Below are 23,131 nucleotides of genomic sequence, written 5' to 3' on the forward strand. Positions count from 1 at the left end.
TTCGGTTCAGCACGACAGCCGTTCTGGGTTTCACCCTCCGGGGGGACGGCATGTCGCATACGCGGCCCTACACGCGTATCCCTCACTGTGCACATCGTCGTGCCGATCCGCCGAGCACCCAGCTTCGTCGTCGCACACAGCACAGCCACAAGCCAACAGTTCCATGCAGTTCCTGCAGTTCCGTGCAGTTCACGCAACAAGAGACCAGATCCGCGGGGCCCCGGCCCGTCGCTCCCGTGGATCTGCTCGGGACGCCGCCGCGTGGGGGCGTGCGGGTCCCGAGCACATGGTGCCGCGGTCCGAGTCGCTCTCGGATTCGGCGCCGACCTCCCGGCGACTGCCGGCCCCTCGTGGGCCGGGACCGGCCGACGCACCCCGGTGCGCAGGGGACTACTGGGAGGATGGCCCGGCAACGCTGCCGGGCCGCACAGCAGGCGCCGTGTCTGGCCGCGTGGGGGCGGTGGGCACGGCGTCTGCCTGTGCTCATACTCTGAGCTGCGTTTGTCTAACAGTCAACAGAAATTCTGACGAGGCACGCTCAATAGATCATCTGTTGTGATGATCGCTACCCGAAACCGGCCGTGAGCCGGCTGCGAGTCGGCCCTGCGGCGACCCTCCGACGACCCGTCAGCGGCCTTTCCGTGCCGTCAGCGGCCCTTCCGTATCGGATCCGCGGCGGCCCGTGGCGAACCCCGCGCCGCTCCTCGGAGGGACTCCTGGAACGCCCGTGGGGCGAACCCCGTCCCCGGGGCCGCCCCACGACCGCACTCCTCGCCCTCCCGGGCCCGTGCCGCGACTCAGGTGAGGTCGAACTCGCCGTCCCGCGCGCCGAGCACGAAGGCCCGCCACTCGCCCGGCGTGAACACCAGTACCGGCCCGTCCTCCTGACGGCCGTCCCGCATCCCGATGTACCCGTCCACGAACGCGATCTGGACGTCCCCGACCCCCTGGCTGCTGCACAGCCACGTCGCGCCGGTGAAGTCCACCCTGGGCTTCCCGCTGGGCGCGAGCTCGGGCCCCGCCCCGGCTCCCCGGGCGCCGGCCGTCTCCACGTCAGTCCCGCTGTTCGATGCCACTGCTCGGTCTCCTCCCGACGGCTTTCCCGGCCAGCCTAGCCACACCCGCCCGCCCCGGTCAGCGGGTTGACGAGGTCTCCACCCGGCCGGGCACCGGCGGCGGGCGGCGGGCGGCGGGCGGGCGGCGGGCGTGTCCGCCCGGCGGGGCCGCGGGCAGCTGCCAGAGTGAGGAGGACCTCGACCCGACGTCCGGTCCGCGGCCCGGCGCCCCGCCCGGCACACCGCCCGGACCGGTCCCGACCCGAGACCCCCGCAGGGAGCAGCCGATGAACCGCCGGGACGGCGCCCGCGCCGATGTCATCCCCATCTCGGACGCCCCCTCGGCCCACCCCCCGGCGCCCCGCACCCCGCCCTCCGGCGCCCCGCTGCCCCGGCCGACCCGCGGCCGGCCGCCCGCGCACGGCCGGGTCGGCATCGTCCTGGTGTCCCACAGCCAGGAACTGGCCACCGCCGTCCGCACCCTGGCGCTCGCGCTGACCGGATCCGACTCCCCCGCCCCGGTCGCCGCCACCGGGGGCGACCCGGCCGCCGGACCCGGCATCAGCGCCGTCCTGGTGGCCGCCGCCACCCGCCGGGTCGACCAGGGCCACGGCGTCGTCGTGCTGGCCGACCTGGGCAGCGCGGTCACGACCGTACGGGCCCTGCTCACCGAGGCCGACGAGCACGGCCTGCCGTTCCCGGTCCGCTTCGCCGACGCCCCCTTCGTCGAGGGCACGGTCGCCGCCGTCGCCACCGCGACCGCGGGCGGCGACCTCGCCGCGGTCCTGGACGCGGCCGAGGAGGCCTACCGCCAGCACAAGGGCTGAGGTTTTGGCGCAAACCGATCGGTGGGCGAACCGGCCGGCCGGTAACCCGGGACTCGTCGGGTGATCATCGCCCGGGTGACCGGTCCGGCGCCCGGCACCGTCAGGGGCGCTCCTTGCCCTCCCACGAGAACACCGCCGGCCCCTCGCACTCCAGCGCGTGCCGCAGCCGCTCGTGTTCGAGGTCGATCATCGGCGGCAGCGCGTCCAGCGCGAACCAGCCGACCTCCAGCGACTCGTCGTCGTTCACCCGCGCCTCGCCGCCGATCGCCCGGCAGCGGAAGGTCAGCACCAGGTACTGCGTCACGTCGCCGTTCGGGTACGTCACCGGCTCCGTGACGGAGACCGAGGCGAGCAGCTCGGGCACCGCCACCACGCCCGTCTCCTCCAGCACCTCGCGCACCACGCCGTCGGCCGGCTGCTCCCCGGGGTCGAGGATGCCGCCCACCACCGCCCACCGCCCGTCGTCGGACCGTCTGGCGAGCAGCACCCGGTCGCGGTCGTCCAGCACGACGCCCGCGACGGCGCTCAGCCAGAGCGGGCGGTTGCCCACCACGGAACGGAGCTCGGCGAGAAACTGAGGAATGGCCATGAACCGCAGCCTACCCAGGCCGACCGGTTCGGCGGCCGGGCCGTACGGGGTCGCCCACCGCGCCGTCGTCCGGGCACAGCAACGCCTTGACCGTCAGACCGAGGATCCGCAGGTCGAGCCCGAACGAGCGGTGCTCGACGTACCAGAGGTCCAGCTCCGCCCACTGCGGGCGGCTCAGCCCGGCGGACGGCCCGCGGGCCTGGAGCTGCGCCCAGCCGGTGAGGCCGGGCCGCACGGCCAGCCGGGCGCGCTCGCGGCGGTCGTAGTGGACCACCTGCGCCGGGTGATCGGGCCGGGGGCCGATCACCCCCATCTCGCCGCGGGCGACGTTCCACAGCCGGGGCAGTTCGTCCAGGCCCGTGCGGCGCAGCAGTTCCCCGATCCGTCCGCGCCGGTCGGTCCGGAAGCGCAGGACGTGGAACACGCGGCCGTGCCGGCCCGCCCTGGGCAGGCGCAGGAGCACCGGCCCGTCGGCCGCCCAGCGCAGCAGCACGGCGATCGCCAGCGCCAGCGGCACCGCGACGATCCCGGCCAGGGCCGCGACCGCGAGGTCGCCGCCGCGCTTCATGATCCCGGCGCATGTCTGGCGGGTTCCGACCCACCGGTCCCGGCGCTGCCGCTCATCGCAACCCCTCCAAGAGAACGCATTCACGGTAAGGGGAGGTTTGAAGGCGTCGCCCGGGAATGGTGGAAGAAGTGGGGAACGCTTTACCGAACCAGCCGAAATCCGGCCGCTTCGGCTGCTTTTGTCGAGTTCGCCGAGTTCGCCGACTTCACCGTGCGTACGCACTTCCGCGAGTTCGGTGCGTCTCGCGGTGTTCGGTTCCGGTGTTCACCCACCGTGTTCGGGGGCGGCGCTCAGACCGGTATCAGCACGGTATCGGGCCGCCGTCCGGCCGCTATCGGGACCGGTATTCAGAGTGCGGCGCCGCGGCGGTCGCGCAGCAGGCCGAACGCGATCCGCCCGAGCAGCAGGACCCCGGCCGCCAGGCAGCCGGCCACGGCCATCGCCCACGCGGGCCCGCCGCTGTCCGGCACGATCACCGCGACGACGATCCCCAGCGCCAGGCAGGCCAGACCCACCACGGCCAGCGGAATCTGGTGGGTCACCAGGGCACCGCCGCTCCATGCGCGCGCCATCCGGGTCGCGCCGTGCAGGTGGAAGGGATCACGGTCCGCATCTGCCATGAGCCCAAGGTACCCCGGCCGGACGCCGGAAGCAGCCCGCGGGCGGTGATGCCCCCGGCACTCAGCGCAACCCTTCACACCTGCCGTGAGCATGCAATTCACCTCCACATTCGGTCCACGAAAAATCCTCGTCCACCCAGCACAACCATCCGCCGGGGGTGGGGGTCTCCCACTACATTGAGCGATCCAGGAGCCGTCCGCGGTGCGGGTGTTCGTCCCCCCGCCGAGGACCGGAATACCCAGGGGGCGGAGCCGCCGCCCACTGGAGTCGGAGGCCGGGCTCCGTCCTCCGACGGTACCGCCACGCCGCTCGGCGACCGAGGGGGAACCGTGCCGCATTCCCAGCCCACCACGTCGATGTCCGCCATGCCGATGTCCGTCGTGCCGATGTCCGTATCACCGTTGTCCGTTTCATCCGTGTCGTCCGCCTCGTCCATGTCGTCCGTGTCGTCCGTGTCGTCCGCCTCGTCCATCTCGTCGGTCTCGCCGGTCTCGTCGAGGTCCGCTTCGCCGCTTTCCTTCTCGTCCGGGTCCGTCTCGCCCAGGTCCGTCTCGACCGGGTCCGTGCCGGTGAGGTCCGGGCCGTCCAGGTCCGGGTCGTCCAGGTCCGGGTCGTCGATGTCCACCGCGGCGTTCACCACCGCCCCCGGCGTGCGCGCGCTGGCGCCGTTCGCCGGCTGCCTGGGCGAGCCGCACGGGGGGTGGACGGCGGGCGCGACCGCCGGGACCCGGCGCCGCAACGAGCCCGTCGACTGGCTGCGGTTCGCCCCCGTCCAGCCGGTCTTCCGGGCCCGCGCCGCCCAGCGGCTCGCCGTCCTCGCCTACCACGGCGTCACCGACCCCGGCTCGTTCGGCGCCCAGCTCGACCGGCTGCGAAGACTCGCCACCCCCGTCTCCCTCGCCGCCGTCCTGCAGGCCGTCACCGAGCAGCGGCCGCTGCCGCCGCGCAGCGTGCTGGTGACCTTCGACGACGCCGACCGCAGCGTGCTCACCCACGCGCTGCCGGCCCTCGATGCCCGCGGCATCCCGGCCGCCGCGTTCGTCATCTCCGAGCTCATCGGCACCGAGCGGCCGTTCTGGTGGCACGAGGCCGACTTCCTCGCCCGGCACGGCGGCCGGGCCCGCTCACTCGATTCCGGCCACCCCGCGCAGCTGCTCCCCCGGCTCAAGGCCATGCCGGACCCCGACCGCCGGCGCAGCCTGCACGAACTGCGGGTCAGCGCCGACCGCCGACCGCCGAGCCAGGAGCAGCTCACCCCCGCCGACCTGCGGGACCTGCGGGACGGCGGCATCGCGATCGGCAACCACACCCAGGGGCACCCGTGCTTCGGGCGCTGCGACGACGACACCGTCCGCGCCGAGATCGCGGGCGCCCACGAGGCCCTCACGCAGTGGCTCGGCGAGCCCCCCATCGCCTTCGCCTACCCCGACGGCGGCCACGACCCCCGCGCCGAGACCGTCCTGCAGGAGCTCGGCTACCGCCTTGGCTTCCTCTCCGACCACCGCCTCGGGCCGCGGATCCCCTCCCACCCGCTCCAGATCAGCCGGCTCCAGGTCGACTCCACGACCAGCACCCGCCGGTTCGACACGATCCTGTCCGGCCTGGAGCCGGCCTACCGCCGCTGGCGCCGCCGGCCGGTCGGATAGGGGGCGGACTCCTCTTCCTCGCGTACGGGGCCGGGAAAAGACCGGGACGCCGATGGGCGCCGCGCGGGAAGTCGATCGGGTCGACTTTCCACGCGGCGCCCATCGGCGTCCCGGGCCCTGGCGGGCCCGCGTGCGGAGCTACACCGCGAGGGTCGGGGCCACCAGCGCGCGCGACTCGGCGTAGAGGGCGGCGGCCGGCGGGAGGACGGTGGGGACGCCCGCGTGGAGGACCGTCGTCGTGCCCGTCCCGATGCGGCTCGGGTCCGCGACACGGCGCAGCGCCTGGGCAGCGACCGCGTCGGCGGAGCCGTAGAAGGTGAAGCCCGGGGCCACCGTGGCGGCGACGGCCGCGCGGATGCGGTCCTCGACCAGCTCGTAGTGGGTGCAGCCGAGGACGATCGCCGACGTGCCGGCGGGCGTCCGGGCGGCGGCGTCCGCGATCGCCGCGGTGATCGCGTCGTCGTCGCCGTGCTCGACCGCGTCCGCCAGCCCCGGGCAGGCGACCTCCGTCACGTCCGCCGTGCCCCCGAAGTCGCGGATCAGGCCGCGCTGGTAGGCGCTGCCCGTGGTGGCCGGGGTCGCCCAGATGGCGACCGGCCCGCCGAGCGCCGCCGCGGGCTTGATGGCCGGGACGGTGCCGATGACGGGCAGCTCCGGTTCGAGCTCGGCCCGCAGGGTGGCGAGCGCGTGGACGGAGGCGGTGTTGCAGGCGATCACGAGCGCGTCCGGCCCGAGCGCCGCCGCGGCCCGGGCGCAGCCGAGCGCGAGCTCGGTGATCTCTTCGGGCGTGTGCGGGCCCCACGGCATCGACGCGGGGTTCGACGACAGCACGAGGTCGACGTCCGGGCGCAGCTTCCGCAGCGCGGCGGCGGCGGCGAGCAGGCCGATTCCGGAGTCCATCAGTGCGATCTTCACGGGACGAGACTTTAGTCGATCCCCCCTTCCGGGCCCGTTCTGCGGCAGACTGCCGGAGTGACCGTCCTGCTGTGGATCGCCGCGTCCTCCCTGCTGGTCTGGCTCTGGCTGGCGTGCTGCCACGGGTCCTTCTGGCGCACCGACGTGCGGCTCCCGCCGCGCCGGCCCCCGGCGCGCTGGCCGCAGGCGGCCGTCGTGGTGCCGGCCCGGGACGAGGCGCGGGTGCTGCCGGTCAGCCTGCCGACGCTGCTGGCGCAGAAGTACCCGGGACGCGCACGGGTGATCCTGGTGGACGACCACAGCTCCGACGGCACCGGCGCCCTCGCCGCGGAGCTGCGGACGATGGACGGCCTGGAACTGACCGTCACCACCCCTCCCCCGTTGCCGCCCGGCTGGACGGGCAAGCTGTGGGCGCTGCGGCACGGCGTCGAACTGGCCGGCCCGGACGCGGAGTACCTCCTCCTGACGGACGCGGACATCGCGCACGGCCCGGACTCGCTCGCCGAGCTGGTGGCCGCGGCCGAGAGCAACGGGCTGGACCTCGTGTCCCAGATGGCCCGGCTGCGGGTCCAGACCGGCTGGGAACGGCTCATCGTGCCCGCGTTCGTGTACTTCTTCGCACAGCTGTACCCGTTCCGCCGGAGCAACCGCCCCGGCGGACGGACGGCGGCCGCGGCGGGCGGCTGCTCGCTGGTGCGGCGGGAGGCGCTGGAACGGGCGGGCGGCGTGGCCGCGATCCGGGGCGCGGTGATCGACGACGTGTCGCTGGCCCGCGCGGTGAAGGCGACGGGCGGGCGGACCTGGCTCGGCCTCGCCGGGGAGGTCGACAGCGTCCGGCCGTACCCACGACTGGAGCAGCTGTGGCGGATGGTCTCGCGCAGCGCGTACGCCCAGCTGCGGCACTCGCCGCTGCTCCTGCTCGGGACGGTGCTCGGGCTGGCGCTGGTGTACCTGGTCCCGCCGGTGGCGACGGTGACCGGCCTGCTCGCGGGGGCTCCGGCGGTCGCCGTGGCGGGCGGGGCGGCGTGGGCGCTGATGGCCGGCACGTACCTGCCGATGGTCCGGTACTACGGGCAGCCGGCTCCGGCCGTGCTGCTGCTCCCGTTCACGGCGGCGATGTACCTGCTGATGACGGTGGACTCGGCCGTCCAGCACTGGCGCGGGCGGGGAGCGGCCTGGAAGGGCCGGACGTACTCGCAGCAGGCCTGACACCCGGGCTCCGGGTTGGCGGGTTGGTGGGTGTCCGGGTTGGCGGGTGTCCGGGTTGGCGGGTGTCCGGCTCTGGGACCGGCGCGGGCTGACGTGGTTCGGCTCGGGAGCCGGGGCAGGAATCCGGGGCGGGGATCCGGGGCGGGATTCCGAGGCGGGGATCCGGCTGGGATTCCGCGCGGGATTCCGCGCGCGACCGGCTGTCGCGGATCCATACTGCTCGAATGGACCGTCAACGGCTCTCCCGTCTCGCCCATGCCCGCCACCCGGTCGCCGCGCCGCTCGCGGACGAGTCGGTGGCCCGACTGCTGGAGCGCGCCACCGGGCACGCCGAGGCCGGCCGGATGCTGGACCTCGGCTGCGGGGAGGGCGCCTGGCTGGTCCGAGCGCTGGCCGCGCGCCCGCGGTGGCGGGCCGTCGGGGTCGACCTCGACGCGGACGCGCTGACCCGGGCCCGGGAGACGGCGACCGCGCTGGGCGTGGTGCGACGGATCGGCCTCCACCACGTCGACGCACGGGAGTTCGGCTCGGCGGAACCGTTCGACCTGGTCCTGAACGTCGGTGCGACGCACGCTTTCGGCGGGCTGCTGCCGACGTTGGCCGCCGTCCGCGATCAACTCGCGCCGGGCGGGCGGGTACTGGTCGGCGAGGCGTTCTGGGAGCGCGAGCCGTCCCGGGCCGCGCTGGAAGGGCTGGGCGCGGACCGGGACGACTACGCGGACCTGGCGACCACCACCGACCGCCTGATCGCCGAGGGCTGGACACCGGTGGACGGGCACGTCAGCAGCCAACAGGAGTGGGACGCCTACGAGTTCTCGTGGACGGGCACGCTCGCCGAGTGGGCGCTCGACCACCCGGACGACCCCGGCGCGGCCTCCGCCCGCGAGGCCGCCGACCGGCACCGCGCCGCATGGCTGCACGGCTACCGGGGCGTGCTCGGGTTCGTCACCTACCTGCTGCGGCGTGGCTGAACCCTCCTACCACGCAGGTCACTTCTGGGTGCGCGCGAGGAAGTCGTCGATCAGCGGGGCGATTTCGGGCAGCTTCTCCTCCAGCGCGAAGTGCCCGGTGTCGAGGACGTGCAGCTCGGCGCCGGGGAGATCGCGCAGGTAGGCGCGGGCGCCGGCCTCCGTGAAGAACAGGTCGTTGCGGCCCCAGACGATCAGCGCCGGCGGCTGGTCGGCGCGCAGCCACTCCTGCCAGACCGGGTAGAGCTCGACGTTGGAGTGGTAGTCCAGGGCGAGTTCGACCTGGATGTCCTTGCGGCCGGGCCGGTCGAGGAAGTGCTGGTCTAGCGTCCAACCGTCGGGGGCGACGAGGGTCGGGTCGCCGGTGCCGCCCTCGTACTGGCCGCGGGTGATCTCCAGGGTGAGGATCGCGCGGGCCCGTTCGCCGGCACCCTCGACGCCGTGCCGGTTGGCGATGAACTCCCGCGCCTGGTCGGAGAGTCCCTCCTCGTAGGCGTTGCCGTTCTGGACCACCAGACCGGTGATCCACTCGGGCCGGCGGGTCGCCAGGCGAAACCCGACGGGGGCGCCGAAGTCGAAGACGTACAGCGCGAAGCGGTCGAGGCCGAGCGCGAGGCAGAACCGCTCGACGACGTCGGCGAGGGTGTCGAAGCGGTAGTGGAAGGCGTCCGGCGCGGGGCTGTCGCTGTGGCCGAAGCCGGGGTAGTCGGGGGCTATCAGGCGGTAGCGGGTGCCGAGCGCGTCGAACAGACGGGCGTACTGGTGCGACGCGGACGGGAAGCCGTGCAGCAGGAGGAGAACGGGGGCGTCGGCCGGGCCGGTCTCGCGGTAGAAGACGCGCAGGCCGTCGAGATCGACGTGGCGGTGGTGGACGTGCGGGATCGTCAGCTCGCTCATGCTAACCATTAAACAGCATTGAGATGGTTAGTTGGCAAGGGTGAGCTCACTGATTCCATGTCACTGACTCCACGTCACCGGCCCGACCGGGCCCGGGCATCAGTGCTTGCGCTGCTGCTCCTGCTGGACCAGGTAGTCCAGCACCTCGGGCATCGCGTCGACGCTGCCGGCCTTGCTCGGCGAGGTGCGGTACTCGCCCTGGACGACCACCGTGGGCAGCTCGTTGACGCCGTAGCGGACGAACTGCGCGGCCGCGTCGTCGACCGACCGCGCCACCTCGGCGGACCGGTAGGCCTCGCGGAACCGCTGCGGGTCGACGCCGTGGCGCGCGGCCCAGTCGGTGGCAGCGACCTCCGTGGTGAGGTCGGCCTTGTCGTTGTGCACCGAGCGGAACGCGCTCACCTGCAGTCTCTCGACCAGGCCGAGGCGCTCCAGCGTGTAGTACAGGCGCGCGTGGCCGCGCTGCACGGCCTCCTCCGGGCCGCCCTGCCAGATCGCGGGGACCCGCCGCAGGGCGACGTCCGAGCGGTGCTTGTCCGACCAGGCCTGGAGCGGCTGTTCGAGCTGCTGCGAGTGGCCGCAGTCGTACCAGAAGAACTCGACCGCCTCGGTGCGGGCGGACTCGCGCACCGGCTGCGGGTGGTCGAGCTTCACGTACTGGACGCCCTCGGCGGGCTGGCGGTGGACGGCCGCGCCGGCCTGGACGGGCGACGCGGCGATCCCGGCGGCGACCGCGAGCAGGACGGTGGACCTCAGCAGCGCCTTCGACTTCGCGGGCTTCGCGGGCTTCACGGGCTTGAGGGGCTTCGCCGGCGCCTCGGGCTTCTCGGACTTCGCAGGATTCACATCGGGCAGTCTGGCCGTGACGGTTCGTTACCGGCGAGTCGTCGCAGGGCAGGTAGGGCCCGATTCGCCCGATCGGCGTACCGGGGCGTACGGATGGTGACGTGCGGCGGTGGACCGACGACGGGCGACGGGCGACGGCGGACAACTAACAGATGACAGATAACAGATGTTGAAATCTGTCATCTGTTATCTGTTCGCCGTCACCCGTCTCGCCCGCCCCCGGCTCTCCGCCCACACCTCGGCGACCAGCCGCTGCCAGGCGTCCACGACCGCGCCGAGCTCGAAGTGCGCGAGCGCGTGCTCCCGGGCCGCCGCGCCGAGGCCCGCTCGGTTGCAGGCCAGCACCTTGGCCAGCGCCTCCGCGAGGGCGAGCGGATCCCCCGGGGCGACCAGCGCGCCGGTCGCCCCGTCCCGGACCACCTCCCGCACCCAGCCCACGTCCGTCGCCACCGCCGGCACCCCGGCCAGCGCCGCCTCGATGAGCGCGCCGGGCACGCCCTCGCTGTCACTCGTCAGCAGCACTGCGTCGGCGGCCCGGTAGAGCGGAACGGGGTCGGGCAGCGCACCGAGGAAGTGGGCCCGGGCCGCGGCCGGGTGCCGGGCCAGGACCTCCCGCAGCGGGCCGTCCCCGGCGACGGCGAGGCGGACGTCCGGCAGCCGGTCGAGCACGTCGAGCGCGAGGTCCAGCCGCTTCTCGGGCGCGATCGCGCCGATCCACGCCACCAGCAGGACGTCCACGGGCAGCCCGAGCGCGTGCCGGGCGGCCCGCCGCTCGTCCTTCCCCTCCGCGGGCGGATAACTCTCGGCTGCACGGGAGTTGGGGATCACCCGCACCTTTCCGTCGGGCAGCCGGAAGTGCTCCTCCAGGACGGTCCTGGCCTCGTCGGTGAGCGTGGTGACGGCCGCCGCCCGGTGCAGGAGGGTGCTGCCGCGGACCCGGCGCAGCGCCGTCCCCGTCCAGTAGCGGGGGTGGCCGACGGACACGTAGACGAACGGCGTGCGGGTCCCGGCCAGGGCGAGGGCGCAGGCGGCGAGGGTGTCGGAGCCGTGGGCGAGGACGACGTCGGCGGCGCGGGCGGCGGAGCGCAGGGCCAGCAGCGTGGAGGGACGCAGCCGGCCGGGGCCGAGGACGGTCGCGGTGCGCGCGCCGGGGGCGTCAGGCGCGAAGGGCGAGTGCTCCGAGTGCTGCGGGTACTGCGGGTACTGCCGGTACTGCGAGGGGAGCGACACGGGCGAGGACGTGGACGAGGACGTGGACGTTGTGCCCGGTTGGTCCGGCGCCAGGGGCTCGTGGGCCGCCGGCGACGTCTGCGGACGTGCCCCGGGCGGTATCGCCCGCGCCGCGGGGCCGTGGTCCGGCCCGCCGTCGGGCTGCTGCTCGATACGCTGCCCCGACCGCGAGCCCGGGGAGGAGCGTGAGCCGGGGTTCGGCGCGAGGGCCATCAGGGCGGAGGACTGGCCCCGCCGGCGCATCTCGTGGTGGAGGTCCCGGGCGAAGTTCTGGGCGCCGCTGCGGCGCGAATCGCTGATCAGGTGCAGGATGCGGGGACGGGTTTCGGCCGGGTCGGCCGACGTATCGCACGTGTCGTCGGGCATGGCAACGACCTTGGCACAGCGTCACGCGCGCGACAGCCCCTTCGCACCACCCGGTGGTGGTCCGTGCGCCCGCGCTGATACCCCCGGCGTGCGCTGGCAGCCCGCCGTCGTGCGCCGGATGCGACCGCTGTGCGCCCCGGTTCGCCCCACCGTTCGGCCCTGTTCCACCCCGGTCCGGCCCGTTCCCCGCCACACGGCGCCGGTCGGCACCGTGTGGCGTTCCCCTCGCGCGTAATCCCTGGCGGGCCGCGCGGGCCACCTGCGATGCTGATCGGCAGTCAGGGCGCGTCCGGCACGGGAGAACGGACGCACCCGGTGAAGGGCGGGGGTGGCCTGTGCACGTGCTTCAGGTGATCGACGACGTCAGCCGGCTCGGTGCGGCCGGGCGGGCCCTGCTCGCGATGACGCCCCAACTGGTGCGCGCGGGCGTCGGTTTGGACGTCGCTTACCTCCACGACGTGCCCGGCGGCTGTCAGGCCGAGCTCACCGAGGCGGGCGCCGCCGTGTTCGCCGTCGGCCGCCCGGGCCGGGCCGCCACCGCGGCCGCGCTGCACCGGCTGATCCGCGAGCGCCGCCCCGACCTCGTCCACACCACCCGCCACGCCGGGGCCCGGCGCTCCGACCTGCTCGCCCGCGCCGCCGCGCTGGCTGCCCGGACGCCGGTGGTCACCAGCCTGGCCGATCCGCCGTCCGGCGCGGCGGGGGCGGCCGGGCTCGGCCCGTCCCAGGCGCTGGACGCCGCGACCGCCCGGGGCACCCGCCGCTTCCACGCCCTCACCCGGTACGTCGCCGCGGCGACGGCGCAACGCCTCCGGGTGCCCCGCCGGCGGATAGACGTCGTCCCGCGCGGACGGGACCCGGAGTTGCTCGGCACCGCGACCCCTGAGCGCCGGGCCGCCGTGCGCGGGGCGCTGGCCCTGCCCGGGGACGTGCCCGTCGTGCTCGTCGCCGCCGGCCAGTACCACCGCAAGGGCCTGGACGTGCTGCTCGACGCCTGGCCGGTGATCCGGTGCGCGGAGCCGACGGCCGTCCTGTTGCTCGCGGGTGCCGAGGGCCCCGAGACGGCGCGGCTGCGCGCACTCGCCGACGCCGCCGGGAACGTCCGTTTCCTCGGGCCGCGCGAGGACGTCGCCGATCTGATGGCCGCCGCCGACGCGGTCGCGGTGCCCGCGCGGCGGGACGGCCAGGGCGGTGCGGCGATCGAGGCGATGGGCATCGGCACGCCCCTGGTCTGCACGGACCTGCCCGGTCTGCGCGAGACCGTCGGGTCCGGGGACTACGCCCGGCTCGTCCCGCCGGAGCGGTCGGCCGACCTCGCGGCGGCCATCGCCGACACGCTCACGGACCGGTCAGCGGCCCGCGCGCGGGCGACGGCGGCCCGGGCGCGCTTCCTCACCTCGTTCACACTGCACCAAGTGTCCGCCCAGATGGTCGAGTTCTACGAACGCTCACTGCGCGTGCGACCGGTGTGAGGGAGGGCGGAGCCCGGACCACGAGGTCACGCAGCCGCCCCCCGGTCAGCCGCGAACGGCACCGAACCGGACCGGACCGAACCCGCCGAACCGCACCACACCACACCGAACAACACCGAACGACACCGACCCCGCCGGATCGCCCCGTACGCGGAGCGCCCGGGCGCCGACTGCGTACGGCCTGCTCCCCTCCGAGGCCCGTTACGCGAATCGGGTGAACGCGGTTGGACCTCAGCCCCGACCGGTCGGCAGGATGTCCGGCCGGGGCGCCTCCGTGTACCCCATCTCCCCCTCCCCCGTACGGATTTGGAGTACTCGGTGTTCAAGGGATTCCGCAGCTTCCTGCTGCGCGGAAACGTGGTGGACCTCGCGGTCGGCATCGTGATCGGCGCGGCCTTCACCGCCGTCGTCACCGGGTTCGTCACCGCCTTCCTCACTCCGCTCATCGGGGTCGCGACCGGCGCCGTCGGCGACTTCACCCAGAAGACCTTCGACGTCGCGGGCACCCGCTTCCCCTACGGCGTCTTCGTCAACGCGCTGATCGGCTTCGTCCTGGTCGCCGCCGTCATCTACTTCGTCGTGGTGGTGCCGGTCGGCAAGCTGCAGGCCCGGTTCGAGGAGGGCGAGCCGGCGCCGGCCGCCAAGGTCGACTGCCCGGAGTGCCTGAGCGCGATCCCGGCCGCGGCGCGGCGCTGCTCGTTCTGCACCTCCGAGGTCACCGGCCACCCCGGCCTCCCGGCCCAGGCCCAGGCCCTGCAGTCACACTGACGAGGCACACCAGCTGGGCGCCCCCGGCGGGCGCGCCGACCGGGCCCACTGCCCGGCCCGGCCTCGCACAAGTCGGGCCGCACGGGCGAGAAGTCGGCCCGCGCACACGCTGACGGGGACTTTATCCCCGAAACATTCACGAGCCCCCGCCGCACCCTCGGCGGGGGCTCGAACGCGCCCGCGCACGCCCCGTCCGTAAAAGTTTCTCCGCCAGGTACCCGGGCCGTCACCGGCCAGTCACCACAAGGCCCCGCAGGTCGTGCGTCCGGGCGCTGTTCGATCACTGACGGGGTGTCGAGGTTGTCCGGATCTGAACGCCGGTATGTCCGTTCTTCCTACTTTCGAAACCTTTGTGCGAGCGAAGACTGTGTAAACACTCGAACTGCTCCCCCTCCCGCTCTCCTCAGCAGGCGCATTGTGGGCTTACCGTATGCCCCATGACCTCGCCCCGCTCCTACGACGGAGTCGGCTACCCCTCTCCGTCCTTCTCCTCCGGCACGCCGATTTACGACAGCCTTGTCGCCGAACGCGGTGTCCCGCAGATCGCCCCCATCAATGTGCCGGCCGCCCTGCCGCCGGCCATGTCGTCCGGGTACGGATCAAGCCTCGGCCCGTCCTACGACAACCGCTACGGCGCCGGCTACGAGAGCGCCGCCTCCAACCTCCCCGCCCTGCCGCCGGCCCGCCTCGCCCTCGGTCCCGGCCCGAGCAGCGCCCCCTCCGCCGGCCCCGCCACGGCGTACATCCCGGCGCAGTCCGCGCCGGCGTACGCCTCCGCGCCCCAGCCGCCCGTTCCCGGCTACGGCGGCCAGCAGGCGTACCAGCGTCCGCAGCCGTCCGCACCCGGCTTCGCCCAGACCGCGAGCGGCGGTTACCAGCCGTCCGGCGGCCAGAGCTTCGGCGGCCAGAACACCTTCGTCGGCGGCCAGGGCGGCCAGCAGTCGTTCGGTGCGCAGCCGATCGGCGGCCCGGGCGCGTTCGGGCCCGGCCAGCCGGGCCAGCAGCACGGCGGCCCGCAGAGCTTCGGCGGCCAGCAGTCGTTCAACGGCGCGGGCCAGGCCGGCCCCGGCTTCCCCGGCCAGGGCGACCAGTCCTTCGGCGGCGGCCCGCTGCGCCCGGCCATGGCCCCGGTCGCGCCGGTGCGCCCGATGCAGCCGCAGCGTCCGGGCCCGTACGGCGAGCCCGGTCAGTTCCAGCAGAACGGCTACCAGCCGCAGGGCCAGGGCTACTGAGCCACTGACCTCCCAGGGCCGAACCCCCACGCGGCCCGCACCCGCACCACCTGAGTACCACCCGGCGCCCCCTGAACGCCGGGCGAACGGAGAAACGGGTCATCCACGGACCGCCCGGAACGCCCCCCACGGCGTCCGGGCGGTCCGTGCGCGTTCAGGGGTCCGTGCGCGTTCAGGGGGCACACACAAGGGGCGCGAAGGGGCGCACGCTTTGGCGGGTACGCGGACCGCCCGGCGCGCCCACGGAAGTGCGCGCACGCACGGGGGGCGATCCGACCGGCGCGATCGCGGCTGGCAGGATGGAGGGATGCAGCTCTCCGGACTCCACGTCTACCCCGTCAAGTCCATGTACCGCGTGAGCCCCGACAGCGCCCCCGTCGAACCCTGGGGCCTCGCCGGAGACCGCCGCTGGATGCTCGCCGACCCCACCGGGCGCTTCGTCAGCCAGCGGGAGAACCCCGCCCTCGGCCAGATCCGCACCGGCCTCGGCCGGGACGGGACGCTCACCCTCACCGCCCCCGGCGGCGACCGGATCGAGATCACCGCCCCCACCGTCGCGGCCGGCGACCCGCTCGCCGAGGTCGAGGTCTGGGGCACCCGCTTCCGCGCCGCCGAGGCGCCCAAGGAGGCGCACGAGTGGATCGCCGAGCACCTCGGCGAGTACCGCCTGGTGCACCTGGACGACCCGCACGCCCGGCCCGTCGACCCGGAGTACGGCGAGCCCGGCGACACCGTCTCGATGGCCGACGGGTTCCCGCTGCTGCTCGCCACCACCGCCTCGCTCGCCCGCCTCAACGAACTCGTCGCCGCCGCGCACCCCGACGGCCACGAGACGCTGCCGATGGAACGTTTCCGCCCCAACGTCGTGGTCGACGGCAGCGAACCGTGGGCCGAGGACGGCTGGCGCCGGATCCGGATCGGCGAGCTGACCTTCCGGGTCGTCAAGCCCTGCGGCCGCTGCGTCGTCACCACCACCGACCAGGAGAGCGGCGAGCGGCGCGGGCCCGAACCGCTGCGCACCCTCGCCAAGCACCACCGGCTGCGCAAGCAGGCCGCGTTCGGCATGAACCTCATCCCCGAGCGGCCGGCTTCCACCGGTCTCCCGGGACAGGGCGGCGACGTCCTCGGCACGCTGCGGCTCGGCGACGAGGTCGAGGTCCTGGAGGACGGCCGGCGGTGGCCGGTCGACTCCCGCGCCTGAGCTGAGCACCGCCGCACGCGCTCCCGCGCGCACCACGCGACCCACCACCCCCACCGCGCAACTCCCGCTCCGGAACCAGGAGTGTGTGCGCTCGTTGAAACCGGTGGGCGGAACATGTGGTGAAGACGGGATCCGCCGGTGCCCGCACGATCGCGGGCACCGGCCGGGCACCGGCCGGAGCACCCCCGCGGGCGCGCTACGGTGGGCGGACGGCCCGCGCACCGCAGCGCGCACGGCCCGATGATCGCCGGCTCGACGAAGGTGGGGACGACAGACCGTCATGGCTGAGCACAGGGTCCGGGTCACCCAGGACAGCGCATCCCGCTGGCGACGCCGCGCCGGCGAGTACGACACGCTCGCGGAGGCCCTCGCCGCCGCCGAACCGGGCGACACCGTGACCGTCCGCCCCGGCACCTTCCGCGAGAACGTGCTGCTCGACAAGCCCGTGACGATCGTCCCGGCGCAGGGCCCCGGCACCGTCCGCATCGACCCGCCCTCCGGCGTGCCGCTGACCGTCACCGCCTCGGCCACCGTCCGCGACCTCGTCGTCGAGGGCGGCGACACCTCCGTCCCCGCCGTCCTCGTCACCGGCCCCGAGGCCGCCCCCTCCTTCAGCGGCTGCCGCGTGGAGAGCCGCTCCGCCAGCGGGTTCGAGATCACCGGCGGCGCCCGCCCCACCCTGCGCGGCTGCGTCGTCGCCAACCCCGGCGGCCTCGGCCTGCGGCTGCGCGGCGAAGGCACCGCCGCCGCGTTCGAGGACTGCGAGGTCGCCGCCGCCGCCCAGGCCGGACTCGCCGTCCTCGGCGGCGCCACCGCCGCCCTCGAACGCTGCCGCGTCCACCACACCGCCGGCGCCGGCGTCCTGCTCTCCGACCCCGGCAGCGCCGCCGAACTGACCGGCTGCGAGATCTACGAGATCCGCGGCAGCGGCGTCCAGGCCGAGGCCCACGCCGGCGGCCGGCTCGTCGACTGCGAGATCCACCGCGTCACCGGCAACGGCCTGACCCTCGACGGCGAGGCCGAACTCACCCTCACCGGCTGCCGCGTCCACGACCTGCCCGAGAACGGCGCCGACCTGCGCGGCCGCGCCCGGCTCACCCTCTCCCACAGCACCGTCCGCGACTTCGGGCGCGGCGCGCTCTCCGTCTGGGACCAGGGCACCGAGGCCGTCGCCGAGTCCAGCCAGATCCACGGCTCCACCGGCGAGTACCCGGCACTGTGGGTCAGCGACGGCGCCCGGCTCACCCTCACCGACTGCGCCCTGCACGACCTGCCCGACGCGCTGTTCGTCCTCGACCGCGACTCCGCCGCCACCGCCGACCGCTGCTCGTTCAGCCGGATCCGCAGCTCGGCGGTCTCCGTCAGCGGCGGCGCCGAGGTGACACTGACCGCCTGCCGGGTCCAGGAGGCCGGCACCGGACTGTGGTTCCGCGACCACGGCAGCGGCGGCATCCTCACCGACTGCGAGATCTCCGACGTCGCCACCGGCGTCATCGTCACCAAGGGCGCCGACCCGGTGCTGCGCGACTGCACCGTCCGCGCCAGCACCGACGCCGGGGTGTACGTCTCGGCCCAGGGACGCGGCACCTTCGAGGACTGCCGGGTCTCGCACGGCAAGGGCTTCGGCTTCCACATCATCGACGGCTGCCGGAGCCAACTCCTGCGCTGCCGGGCCGAACAGAACGAGCGGGCCGGCTTCGAGTTCTCCGAACCGGGGCCGGTCGCCGAGGGCTGCACCTCCGACGACGTCGGGCCGGCCGCGGGCGCGGCGCCGGGGGCCGCCTTCGGGACGGCCCCCGGGTCCGCCTTCGGACCGGCCGCCGGCGCAACGGACCTACCCGCACCGCGCTCCGCCCAACTGACCACCGCCGTAGCGGCGTTGGCCCCGCCCACCGCCATGCCCGGGATCGCGCCGATCCCCGACTGCCGGCCCGCCGACGAAGCCCTCGCCGAACTCGACGCGCTCGTCGGCCTCGCCACCGTGAAGGAGGAGGTGCGCACCCTCATCGACCTGATCTCGGTCGGCCGGCGCCGCCGCCAGGCCGGGCTCAAGGCCCCCTCGCTGCGCCGGCACCTCGTCTTCACCGGCGCCCCCGGCACCGGCAAGACCACCGTCGCCCGCCTCTACGGCGAGATCCTCGCCTCCCTCGGCGTGCTCCAGCGCGGACACCTCGTCGAGGTCGCCCGCGTCGACCTCGTCGGCGAACACATCGGCTCCACCGCGATCCGCACCGCCGCCGCCTTCGACCGCGCGCGCGGCGGCGTCCTCTTCATCGACGAGGCGTACGCGCTCGCCCCCGAGGACGGCGCCCGCGACTTCGGCCGGGAGGCGATCGACACCCTGGTCAAGCTCATGGAGGACCACCGGGACGAGGTCGTCGTCATCGTCGCCGGCTACACCGCCGAGATGGAACGCTTCCTCTCCGCCAACCCCGGTGTCTCGTCCCGCTTCTCACGCACCATCAGATTCGCCGACTACTCGGCGGACGAACTCCTCGACATCGCCCGCGCCCAGTGCGCCGAGCACGAGTACGCCCTCACCGAGGCCACCGAGGACGCGCTGCTGCACCACTTCGCCACGATCGAGCGCGGCCCCAACTTCGGCAACGGGCGTACGGCCCGGCAAGTCTTCGAGACGATGGTCGAACGGCACGCGATGCGCGTCGCCCAGCTGGCCGACCCGTCGACCGAGGAGCTCCAGATCCTCGTCCCGGCCGATCTTCCGGCAGCCCGCGCATCCTGACATTCCGTCACGTTTCTTGCCCCATGTACGTCATACTGCCGGACGGCACGACAGTCGGCGACGGGGGAAACACGATGACACACGGCAGGCGAATAGCCGCCTCGATCCTGTTGGTACTGGCCGGAGTTGCGGGCTGCTCGTCCGGGAACAACCCGGCCCTGGGCACCCAGGGCGGGAACGGCCGGCCGGCCCCGCCCGCCGCGACCAGTGCGGGAGCCGCGGGCGGAGCGGGTGACACGGGCAACTCGGGTGCGGGAAGCGGCGACTTCTCGAAGAAGACGAACATGGTGGTGACCGCCGTCTGCACCAAGAACTCCAGCGGTGGCGCGGTCCAGGTCACCGGCTGGGACACGCGGGACTGGCATCCGCTGGCCGAGGCCCTCTTCGTCCTGCCGGCCCCCACCGTGATGACCAACGTGACGCACGAACTGTGCGAGCAGCACTCGCCGTACCAGGTCGCCGGCGAAGCCTCCGGCATCCGGGCGCTGTTCGACCGGGACTACACGCGGATGGCCGTCGCGATCAACGCGGGAGGTGAATCGCGGCACGTCGGCTACGTCGACCGGTCACGGAAGTTCACCGACCTGACGGGCGACGGGGGCTTCGGGATGACGCCGCGGGAGACGGACGCCGCGTTCTCCGCCGACGGTTCGACGATGTGGTTCACCTACGAGGCGACCAGCAGCGACGGGAGCGCGAGCGAGACGCACCTGGGCAGCCGCTCGGTGAGCGGGGACCACGCACTGGTGGACCACTGGCACGGCGAGTCCGGCACCGAGCCCTTCGTGATCCCGCCGCCGTCCGGCAAGGGGCCCGTGGCACTGGGCCGCAGCCGGTTCGACTCCCCCGACGGCCGCCGGATGACCGTCGGTGCCACGCTCTTCGACTCCGCGTCGGTGGGGCCCGCGGTCAACGGCATGAGCGAGGAGAAGAAGGGGAAGCCCGCGGTCTGCGACCCGGTCGGCTGGACCGGACCCGACACGCTGCTCTGCGACAGCCAGGACGCCCGCAACCTCTACACCGCCGCTCCGGACGCGACGACGCCGGGCCAGAACCTGCTGCCCGCCAACGACCACGAGAACCACGGGCTGTTGATCTCGCCCGACAGCCACCGCTTCCTCTTCGCCTCCAGCGAGCCGGGATCCCCGCAGGTGTCCGTCTACCTCGCGAACACCGCGCAGGCCACACCTCCGGCCGCACCGACCAAGGTGCCGGCGCCGGACAGCCTCACCTCGGCCGGCTGGAACGCCCACTTCCTCGAGTGGCGGTAGACGCGGGAAGGGACTCGCGGAAGCGCGACAGCTGACAGATAACAGCTGACAGATAACAGATTTCGAAATCTGTCATCTGTCAGCTGTTAGCCGTTCGTCCTACCCCGTCACCCCTCCCAGGCCCCGCCCGCCAGGAACGACTCCAGGGCTGCCCGGTACGGCGCGATGTCGATCCGCTCGCCGGCCAGCCAGTCGTCGGAGTAGTACTTGTCCAGGTAACGGTCGCCCGGGTCGCAGATCAGGCTGACGACACTGCCGTGCCGACCGGCCGCCCGCATCTCGGCGACGATCTTCAGCGCGCTCCACAGCCCCGTCCCGGTGGAGGCGCCCGCCTTCTTCCCGAGCACCTGCTCCAGCACCCGCACCGCCGCGATCGAGGCCGCGTCCGGCACCTTCATCATCCGGTCGATCGCGCCGGGCACGAAGCTCGGCTCCATCCGGGGCCGCCCGATGCCCTCGATCCGCGAACCGCTCGCGCACACCGCGTCCGGGTCGTGGTCCACCCAGCCGTCGAAGAAGCAGGAGTTCTCCGGGTCCGCGACGCAGATCCGGGTGTCGTACTGCATGTAGTGGACGTAGCGGGCGATGGTCGCCGAGGTGCCGCCCGTCCCCGCGGTCGCGACGACCCAGGCCGGCTCCGGGTGCGGCTCCAGCTGCAGCTGGGCGAAGACCGACTCGGCGATGTTGTTGTTGCCGCGCCAGTCGGTGGCGCGCTCGGCATAGGTGAACTGGTCCATGTAGTGGCCGCCGGTCTCCTCCGCGAGCCGCGCGGACGCCGCGTACACCTCGTCCGAGCGCTCCACCAGGTGGCACTCGCCGCCGTGGAACTCGATCAGGTCGATCTTGGCCTGACTGGTGCTCTTGGCCATCACCGCGATGAACGGCACCCCGACGAGCTGCGCGAAGTACGCCTCGGAGACGGCCGTGGAACCGCTGGACGCCTCGATCACCGGCTTGCCCGGGCGGATCCAGCCGTTGCAGAGCCCGTAGAGGAAGAGCGAGCGGGCGAGGCGGTGCTTCAGCGAGCCGGTCGGGTGGGTGGACTCGTCCTTGAGGTACAGGTCGATCCCCCACTCGGTCGGCAGCGGGAAGCGCAGCAGGTGGGTGTCGGCGGAGCGGTTGGCATCGGCCTGGACCTTGCGCACCGCCTCCTTGAGCCAGGCCCGGTAGTCCGCGTCGGAGCGGTCGACGTCGACGGTCGGCTCGATGCCGCGTCCGCCGCCCGGCGCGCTGCCCAGTTCGGCGCCCAGCTCGGTGCTCATGGTCACTCTCCTCGTCTTGACCCCCCTCTGCTCACTACGAGTGTATGACAGTCACAATAAGTAACGTTTTTCGGATCGCCAGCTTCCGCTTATCTCTGCCCGGCTCTCCCTGCCTCGGCCCCCATGCCCCGACCAGCCACCCGAGCCGCCGGCCCGTGGGACCGCTGTCAGCCCACCTGCACCGACTGCGGGTCCGCCAGGTACGGCCGCCACGCCAGTTCCGCCGCACCGGCGAGTGCGCTGTCCGCCAGCTCGGCGCCGACGATCGGCACCCGTCCGCTGCGCCCCCACAGACAGCGTTCGGCGACGACCGCGCGCAGCCGCTCGGGCGCCGCCTCCAGCAGGTCGAGGTGGAGACCGCTGAGCACGACGCGGTCCGGGTTGAGAATGTTGGCGACACCGGCCAGCCCGAGCCCGAGCCGGTCGATGACGTGCTCGACCGCGGCCCGCGCGCGCTCGTCGGTCGCCGCGGCCCGGCACAGGTCACGCGCCTGGTCGAGCACCGCGCGCCCCGGTTCGGGGGTGAGCCCGGCGGCGGCGAGCAGCGCGTCGGGATCCGTCTCCGCGTTGAGGCACCCGCGGTTGCCGCACACGCAGGGCCGGCCCTGCGGATCCACCGTGAGGTGGCCGACCTCCAGCGCGAGCCCGGCGCTGCCGGTGTGCAGCCGCCCGTCGATGACCAGCGCACCACCGACGCCGCTGTGCCCGGACGTGACCAGGAGCAGGTGACGGGCACCCCGCCCGGCGCCGTGGCGGTACTCGGCGAGCGCGGCGAGGTTGGCGTCGTTGGCGATGGCGGTGGGCAGCGGGTCGAGCGCGTGCGGGCCGTGGTCGGCGCGGCCGACCTCGACGTCGTACAGGTCCGCCACGGGCGTGCCGCTCGGCCAGGCGAAGTGCAGGGCGGCGAGCGCGGTGCCGTCCGGCTCGGTGACCGGGTTGGGCAGCGCGAGCGCCGCACCGAGGCAGCGGCGGCCGGTGGAGCGGGCGAGCTCGGCGCCCGCCTGGGCGACGGCGCGCAGCATCCGGACCGGGTCGGTCGCGGCGGGCAGCGGCAGGTGGACCGGCGGGTCCAGCAGCCCGCCGAGCCCGGCCAGCGTGACGCTCAGCCCGTCCGTGTGGATCTGCCCCGCGATCACCACCGGGCCCTGCGGGTCGATCGCGAGCCGGTGCGACGGGCGCCCGCGCCCGCCACCCGCAGGACGGGAGTCGACCGTGATCAGGCCCAGCGCCTCCAGCTCGGCCGTGACGGCGCCGGCGGTCGCGCGCGTGACGTCCAGCGCCCGGGTGAGCGCGGAACGGGTCGGTGTCTGACCGGTGTGGATGAGCGAGAGCGCGGGGCCGAGCAGCGTCCGACCGCGATCGGGGGCGGCACGGCGGTGGGCGTCGCGCTGCGCCTCGGAGTCGGTCCCTGGGCCCGCTTTCGGACTTGATGATGAGAGCTGCAC

21 protein-coding genes are annotated in these 23,131 nt (G+C 74.0%); 10 read left to right on the forward strand and 11 right to left on the reverse strand.

Translation table 11 applies throughout. From position 1 onward, the window contains the following. Positions 1 to 797: 797 nt before the first annotated feature. On the reverse strand, positions 798 to 1,052 hold the full coding sequence (locus tag ACFVU9_RS17890; RefSeq protein ID WP_380448617.1) for a DUF397 domain-containing protein: 255 nt from the start codon (positions 1,050 to 1,052) through the stop codon (positions 798 to 800). A 290-nt stretch (positions 1,053 to 1,342) separates the two neighbouring features. Between ACFVU9_RS17890 and ACFVU9_RS17895 the strand changes: the two genes are divergently transcribed. Beyond that, positions 1,343 to 1,882: a PTS-dependent dihydroxyacetone kinase phosphotransferase subunit DhaM gene (locus tag ACFVU9_RS17895; protein ID WP_380448602.1), complete on the forward strand. Its 540-nt coding sequence runs from the start codon at positions 1,343 to 1,345 to the stop codon at positions 1,880 to 1,882. Between the two features lie 100 nt (positions 1,883 to 1,982). On the opposite strand, the gene ACFVU9_RS17900 is transcribed toward ACFVU9_RS17895, so the two are convergent. From ACFVU9_RS17900 to ACFVU9_RS17915, 4 genes are all read right to left on the reverse strand, one after another. Further along, a complete protein-coding gene (locus ACFVU9_RS17900; protein ID WP_359970746.1) occupies positions 1,983 to 2,471 on the reverse strand; it encodes an NUDIX domain-containing protein in 489 nt (162 codons plus the stop codon). A 10-nt stretch (positions 2,472 to 2,481) separates the two neighbouring features. After that, positions 2,482 to 3,039, reverse strand: a complete 558-nt coding sequence (locus tag ACFVU9_RS17905) for a sugar transferase (protein WP_380498528.1) — start codon at positions 3,037 to 3,039, stop codon at positions 2,482 to 2,484. 347 nt (positions 3,040 to 3,386) lie between these two features. Beyond that, positions 3,387 to 3,659, reverse strand: coding sequence for a hypothetical protein (locus tag ACFVU9_RS17910; RefSeq protein ID WP_380448608.1), 273 nt, complete (start codon positions 3,657 to 3,659; stop codon positions 3,387 to 3,389). A 98-nt stretch (positions 3,660 to 3,757) separates the two neighbouring features. After that, entirely contained in the window at positions 3,758 to 4,285 is a 528-nt protein-coding gene (locus ACFVU9_RS17915) for a hypothetical protein (RefSeq protein ID WP_387594253.1), read from the reverse strand. Between ACFVU9_RS17915 and ACFVU9_RS17920 the strand changes: the two genes are divergently transcribed. Continuing rightward, positions 4,278 to 5,306 (forward strand): polysaccharide deacetylase family protein, encoded by a 1,029-nt coding sequence (locus ACFVU9_RS17920; RefSeq protein WP_387594255.1) that lies wholly within the window; start codon positions 4,278 to 4,280, stop codon positions 5,304 to 5,306. The genes ACFVU9_RS17915 and ACFVU9_RS17920 overlap by 8 nt on opposite strands. Before the next feature lie 138 nt (positions 5,307 to 5,444). Here the strand turns inward: ACFVU9_RS17920 and ACFVU9_RS17925 are convergent, their stop codons facing one another. Continuing rightward, the gene (locus ACFVU9_RS17925; protein ID WP_380445612.1) at positions 5,445 to 6,221 is read right to left on the reverse strand and encodes a glutamate racemase; all 777 of its coding nucleotides are present in this window, start codon (positions 6,219 to 6,221) and stop codon (positions 5,445 to 5,447) included. A gap of 57 nt (positions 6,222 to 6,278) precedes the next feature. Here ACFVU9_RS17925 and ACFVU9_RS17930 point away from each other — a divergent pair, with 57 nt between their 5' ends. After that, positions 6,279 to 7,430: a glycosyltransferase gene (locus ACFVU9_RS17930; protein WP_359970735.1), complete on the forward strand. Its 1,152-nt coding sequence runs from the start codon at positions 6,279 to 6,281 to the stop codon at positions 7,428 to 7,430. A 224-nt stretch (positions 7,431 to 7,654) separates the two neighbouring features. Beyond that, a complete protein-coding gene (locus ACFVU9_RS17935; protein ID WP_387594257.1) occupies positions 7,655 to 8,401 on the forward strand; it encodes an SAM-dependent methyltransferase in 747 nt (248 codons plus the stop codon). Between the two features lie 18 nt (positions 8,402 to 8,419). Here ACFVU9_RS17935 and ACFVU9_RS17940 read toward each other — a convergent pair whose 3' ends face one another. From ACFVU9_RS17940 to ACFVU9_RS17950, 3 genes are all read right to left on the reverse strand, one after another. After that, the gene (locus tag ACFVU9_RS17940) at positions 8,420 to 9,295 is read right to left on the reverse strand and encodes an alpha/beta fold hydrolase (protein WP_380445616.1); all 876 of its coding nucleotides are present in this window, start codon (positions 9,293 to 9,295) and stop codon (positions 8,420 to 8,422) included. A gap of 99 nt (positions 9,296 to 9,394) precedes the next feature. Further along, on the reverse strand, positions 9,395 to 10,141 hold the full coding sequence (locus ACFVU9_RS17945) for a thiol:disulfide interchange protein DsbA/DsbL (protein WP_380445618.1): 747 nt from the start codon (positions 10,139 to 10,141) through the stop codon (positions 9,395 to 9,397). Between the two features lie 186 nt (positions 10,142 to 10,327). Continuing rightward, the gene (locus ACFVU9_RS17950) at positions 10,328 to 11,737 is read right to left on the reverse strand and encodes a glycosyltransferase family 4 protein (RefSeq protein ID WP_387594259.1); all 1,410 of its coding nucleotides are present in this window, start codon (positions 11,735 to 11,737) and stop codon (positions 10,328 to 10,330) included. A 341-nt stretch (positions 11,738 to 12,078) separates the two neighbouring features. On the opposite strand from ACFVU9_RS17950, the gene ACFVU9_RS17955 reads away from it, so the two are divergent. From ACFVU9_RS17955 to ACFVU9_RS17980, 6 genes are all read left to right on the forward strand, one after another. Then, positions 12,079 to 13,209 carry a glycosyltransferase family 4 protein gene (locus ACFVU9_RS17955; RefSeq protein ID WP_387594261.1) on the forward strand — a complete coding sequence of 377 codons (1,131 nt, stop codon included), beginning with the start codon at positions 12,079 to 12,081 and terminating at the stop codon, positions 13,207 to 13,209. A gap of 318 nt (positions 13,210 to 13,527) precedes the next feature. Further along, complete coding sequence (gene mscL, locus ACFVU9_RS17960) at positions 13,528 to 13,977, forward strand: large conductance mechanosensitive channel protein MscL (RefSeq protein WP_380445622.1); 450 nt, start codon at positions 13,528 to 13,530, stop codon at positions 13,975 to 13,977. Positions 13,978 to 14,414: 437 nt separating this feature from the next. Next, complete coding sequence (locus ACFVU9_RS17965) at positions 14,415 to 15,209, forward strand: DUF6643 family protein (RefSeq protein ID WP_387594263.1); 795 nt, start codon at positions 14,415 to 14,417, stop codon at positions 15,207 to 15,209. Positions 15,210 to 15,516: 307 nt separating this feature from the next. Continuing rightward, a complete protein-coding gene (locus tag ACFVU9_RS17970) occupies positions 15,517 to 16,410 on the forward strand; it encodes an MOSC domain-containing protein (RefSeq protein WP_387594265.1) in 894 nt (297 codons plus the stop codon). Between the two features lie 280 nt (positions 16,411 to 16,690). After that, positions 16,691 to 19,153 carry a right-handed parallel beta-helix repeat-containing protein gene (locus tag ACFVU9_RS17975; protein WP_387594267.1) on the forward strand — a complete coding sequence of 821 codons (2,463 nt, stop codon included), beginning with the start codon at positions 16,691 to 16,693 and terminating at the stop codon, positions 19,151 to 19,153. Between the two features lie 74 nt (positions 19,154 to 19,227). Beyond that, positions 19,228 to 20,424 carry a hypothetical protein gene (locus ACFVU9_RS17980; protein ID WP_387594268.1) on the forward strand — a complete coding sequence of 399 codons (1,197 nt, stop codon included), beginning with the start codon at positions 19,228 to 19,230 and terminating at the stop codon, positions 20,422 to 20,424. 107 nt (positions 20,425 to 20,531) lie between these two features. Here ACFVU9_RS17980 and ACFVU9_RS17985 read toward each other — a convergent pair whose 3' ends face one another. Together ACFVU9_RS17985 and ACFVU9_RS17990 are read right to left on the reverse strand one after the other, a co-directional pair. Further along, on the reverse strand, positions 20,532 to 21,686 hold the full coding sequence (locus ACFVU9_RS17985; RefSeq protein WP_380445628.1) for a PLP-dependent cysteine synthase family protein: 1,155 nt from the start codon (positions 21,684 to 21,686) through the stop codon (positions 20,532 to 20,534). 167 nt (positions 21,687 to 21,853) lie between these two features. Beyond that, on the reverse strand, positions 21,854 to 23,131 hold the full coding sequence (locus ACFVU9_RS17990) for an ROK family protein (RefSeq protein ID WP_380445629.1): 1,278 nt from the start codon (positions 23,129 to 23,131) through the stop codon (positions 21,854 to 21,856).

The sequence above is a fragment of the Kitasatospora sp. NPDC057936 genome (assembly GCF_042887525.1).
Lineage (GTDB): Bacteria > Actinomycetota > Actinomycetes > Streptomycetales > Streptomycetaceae > Kitasatospora.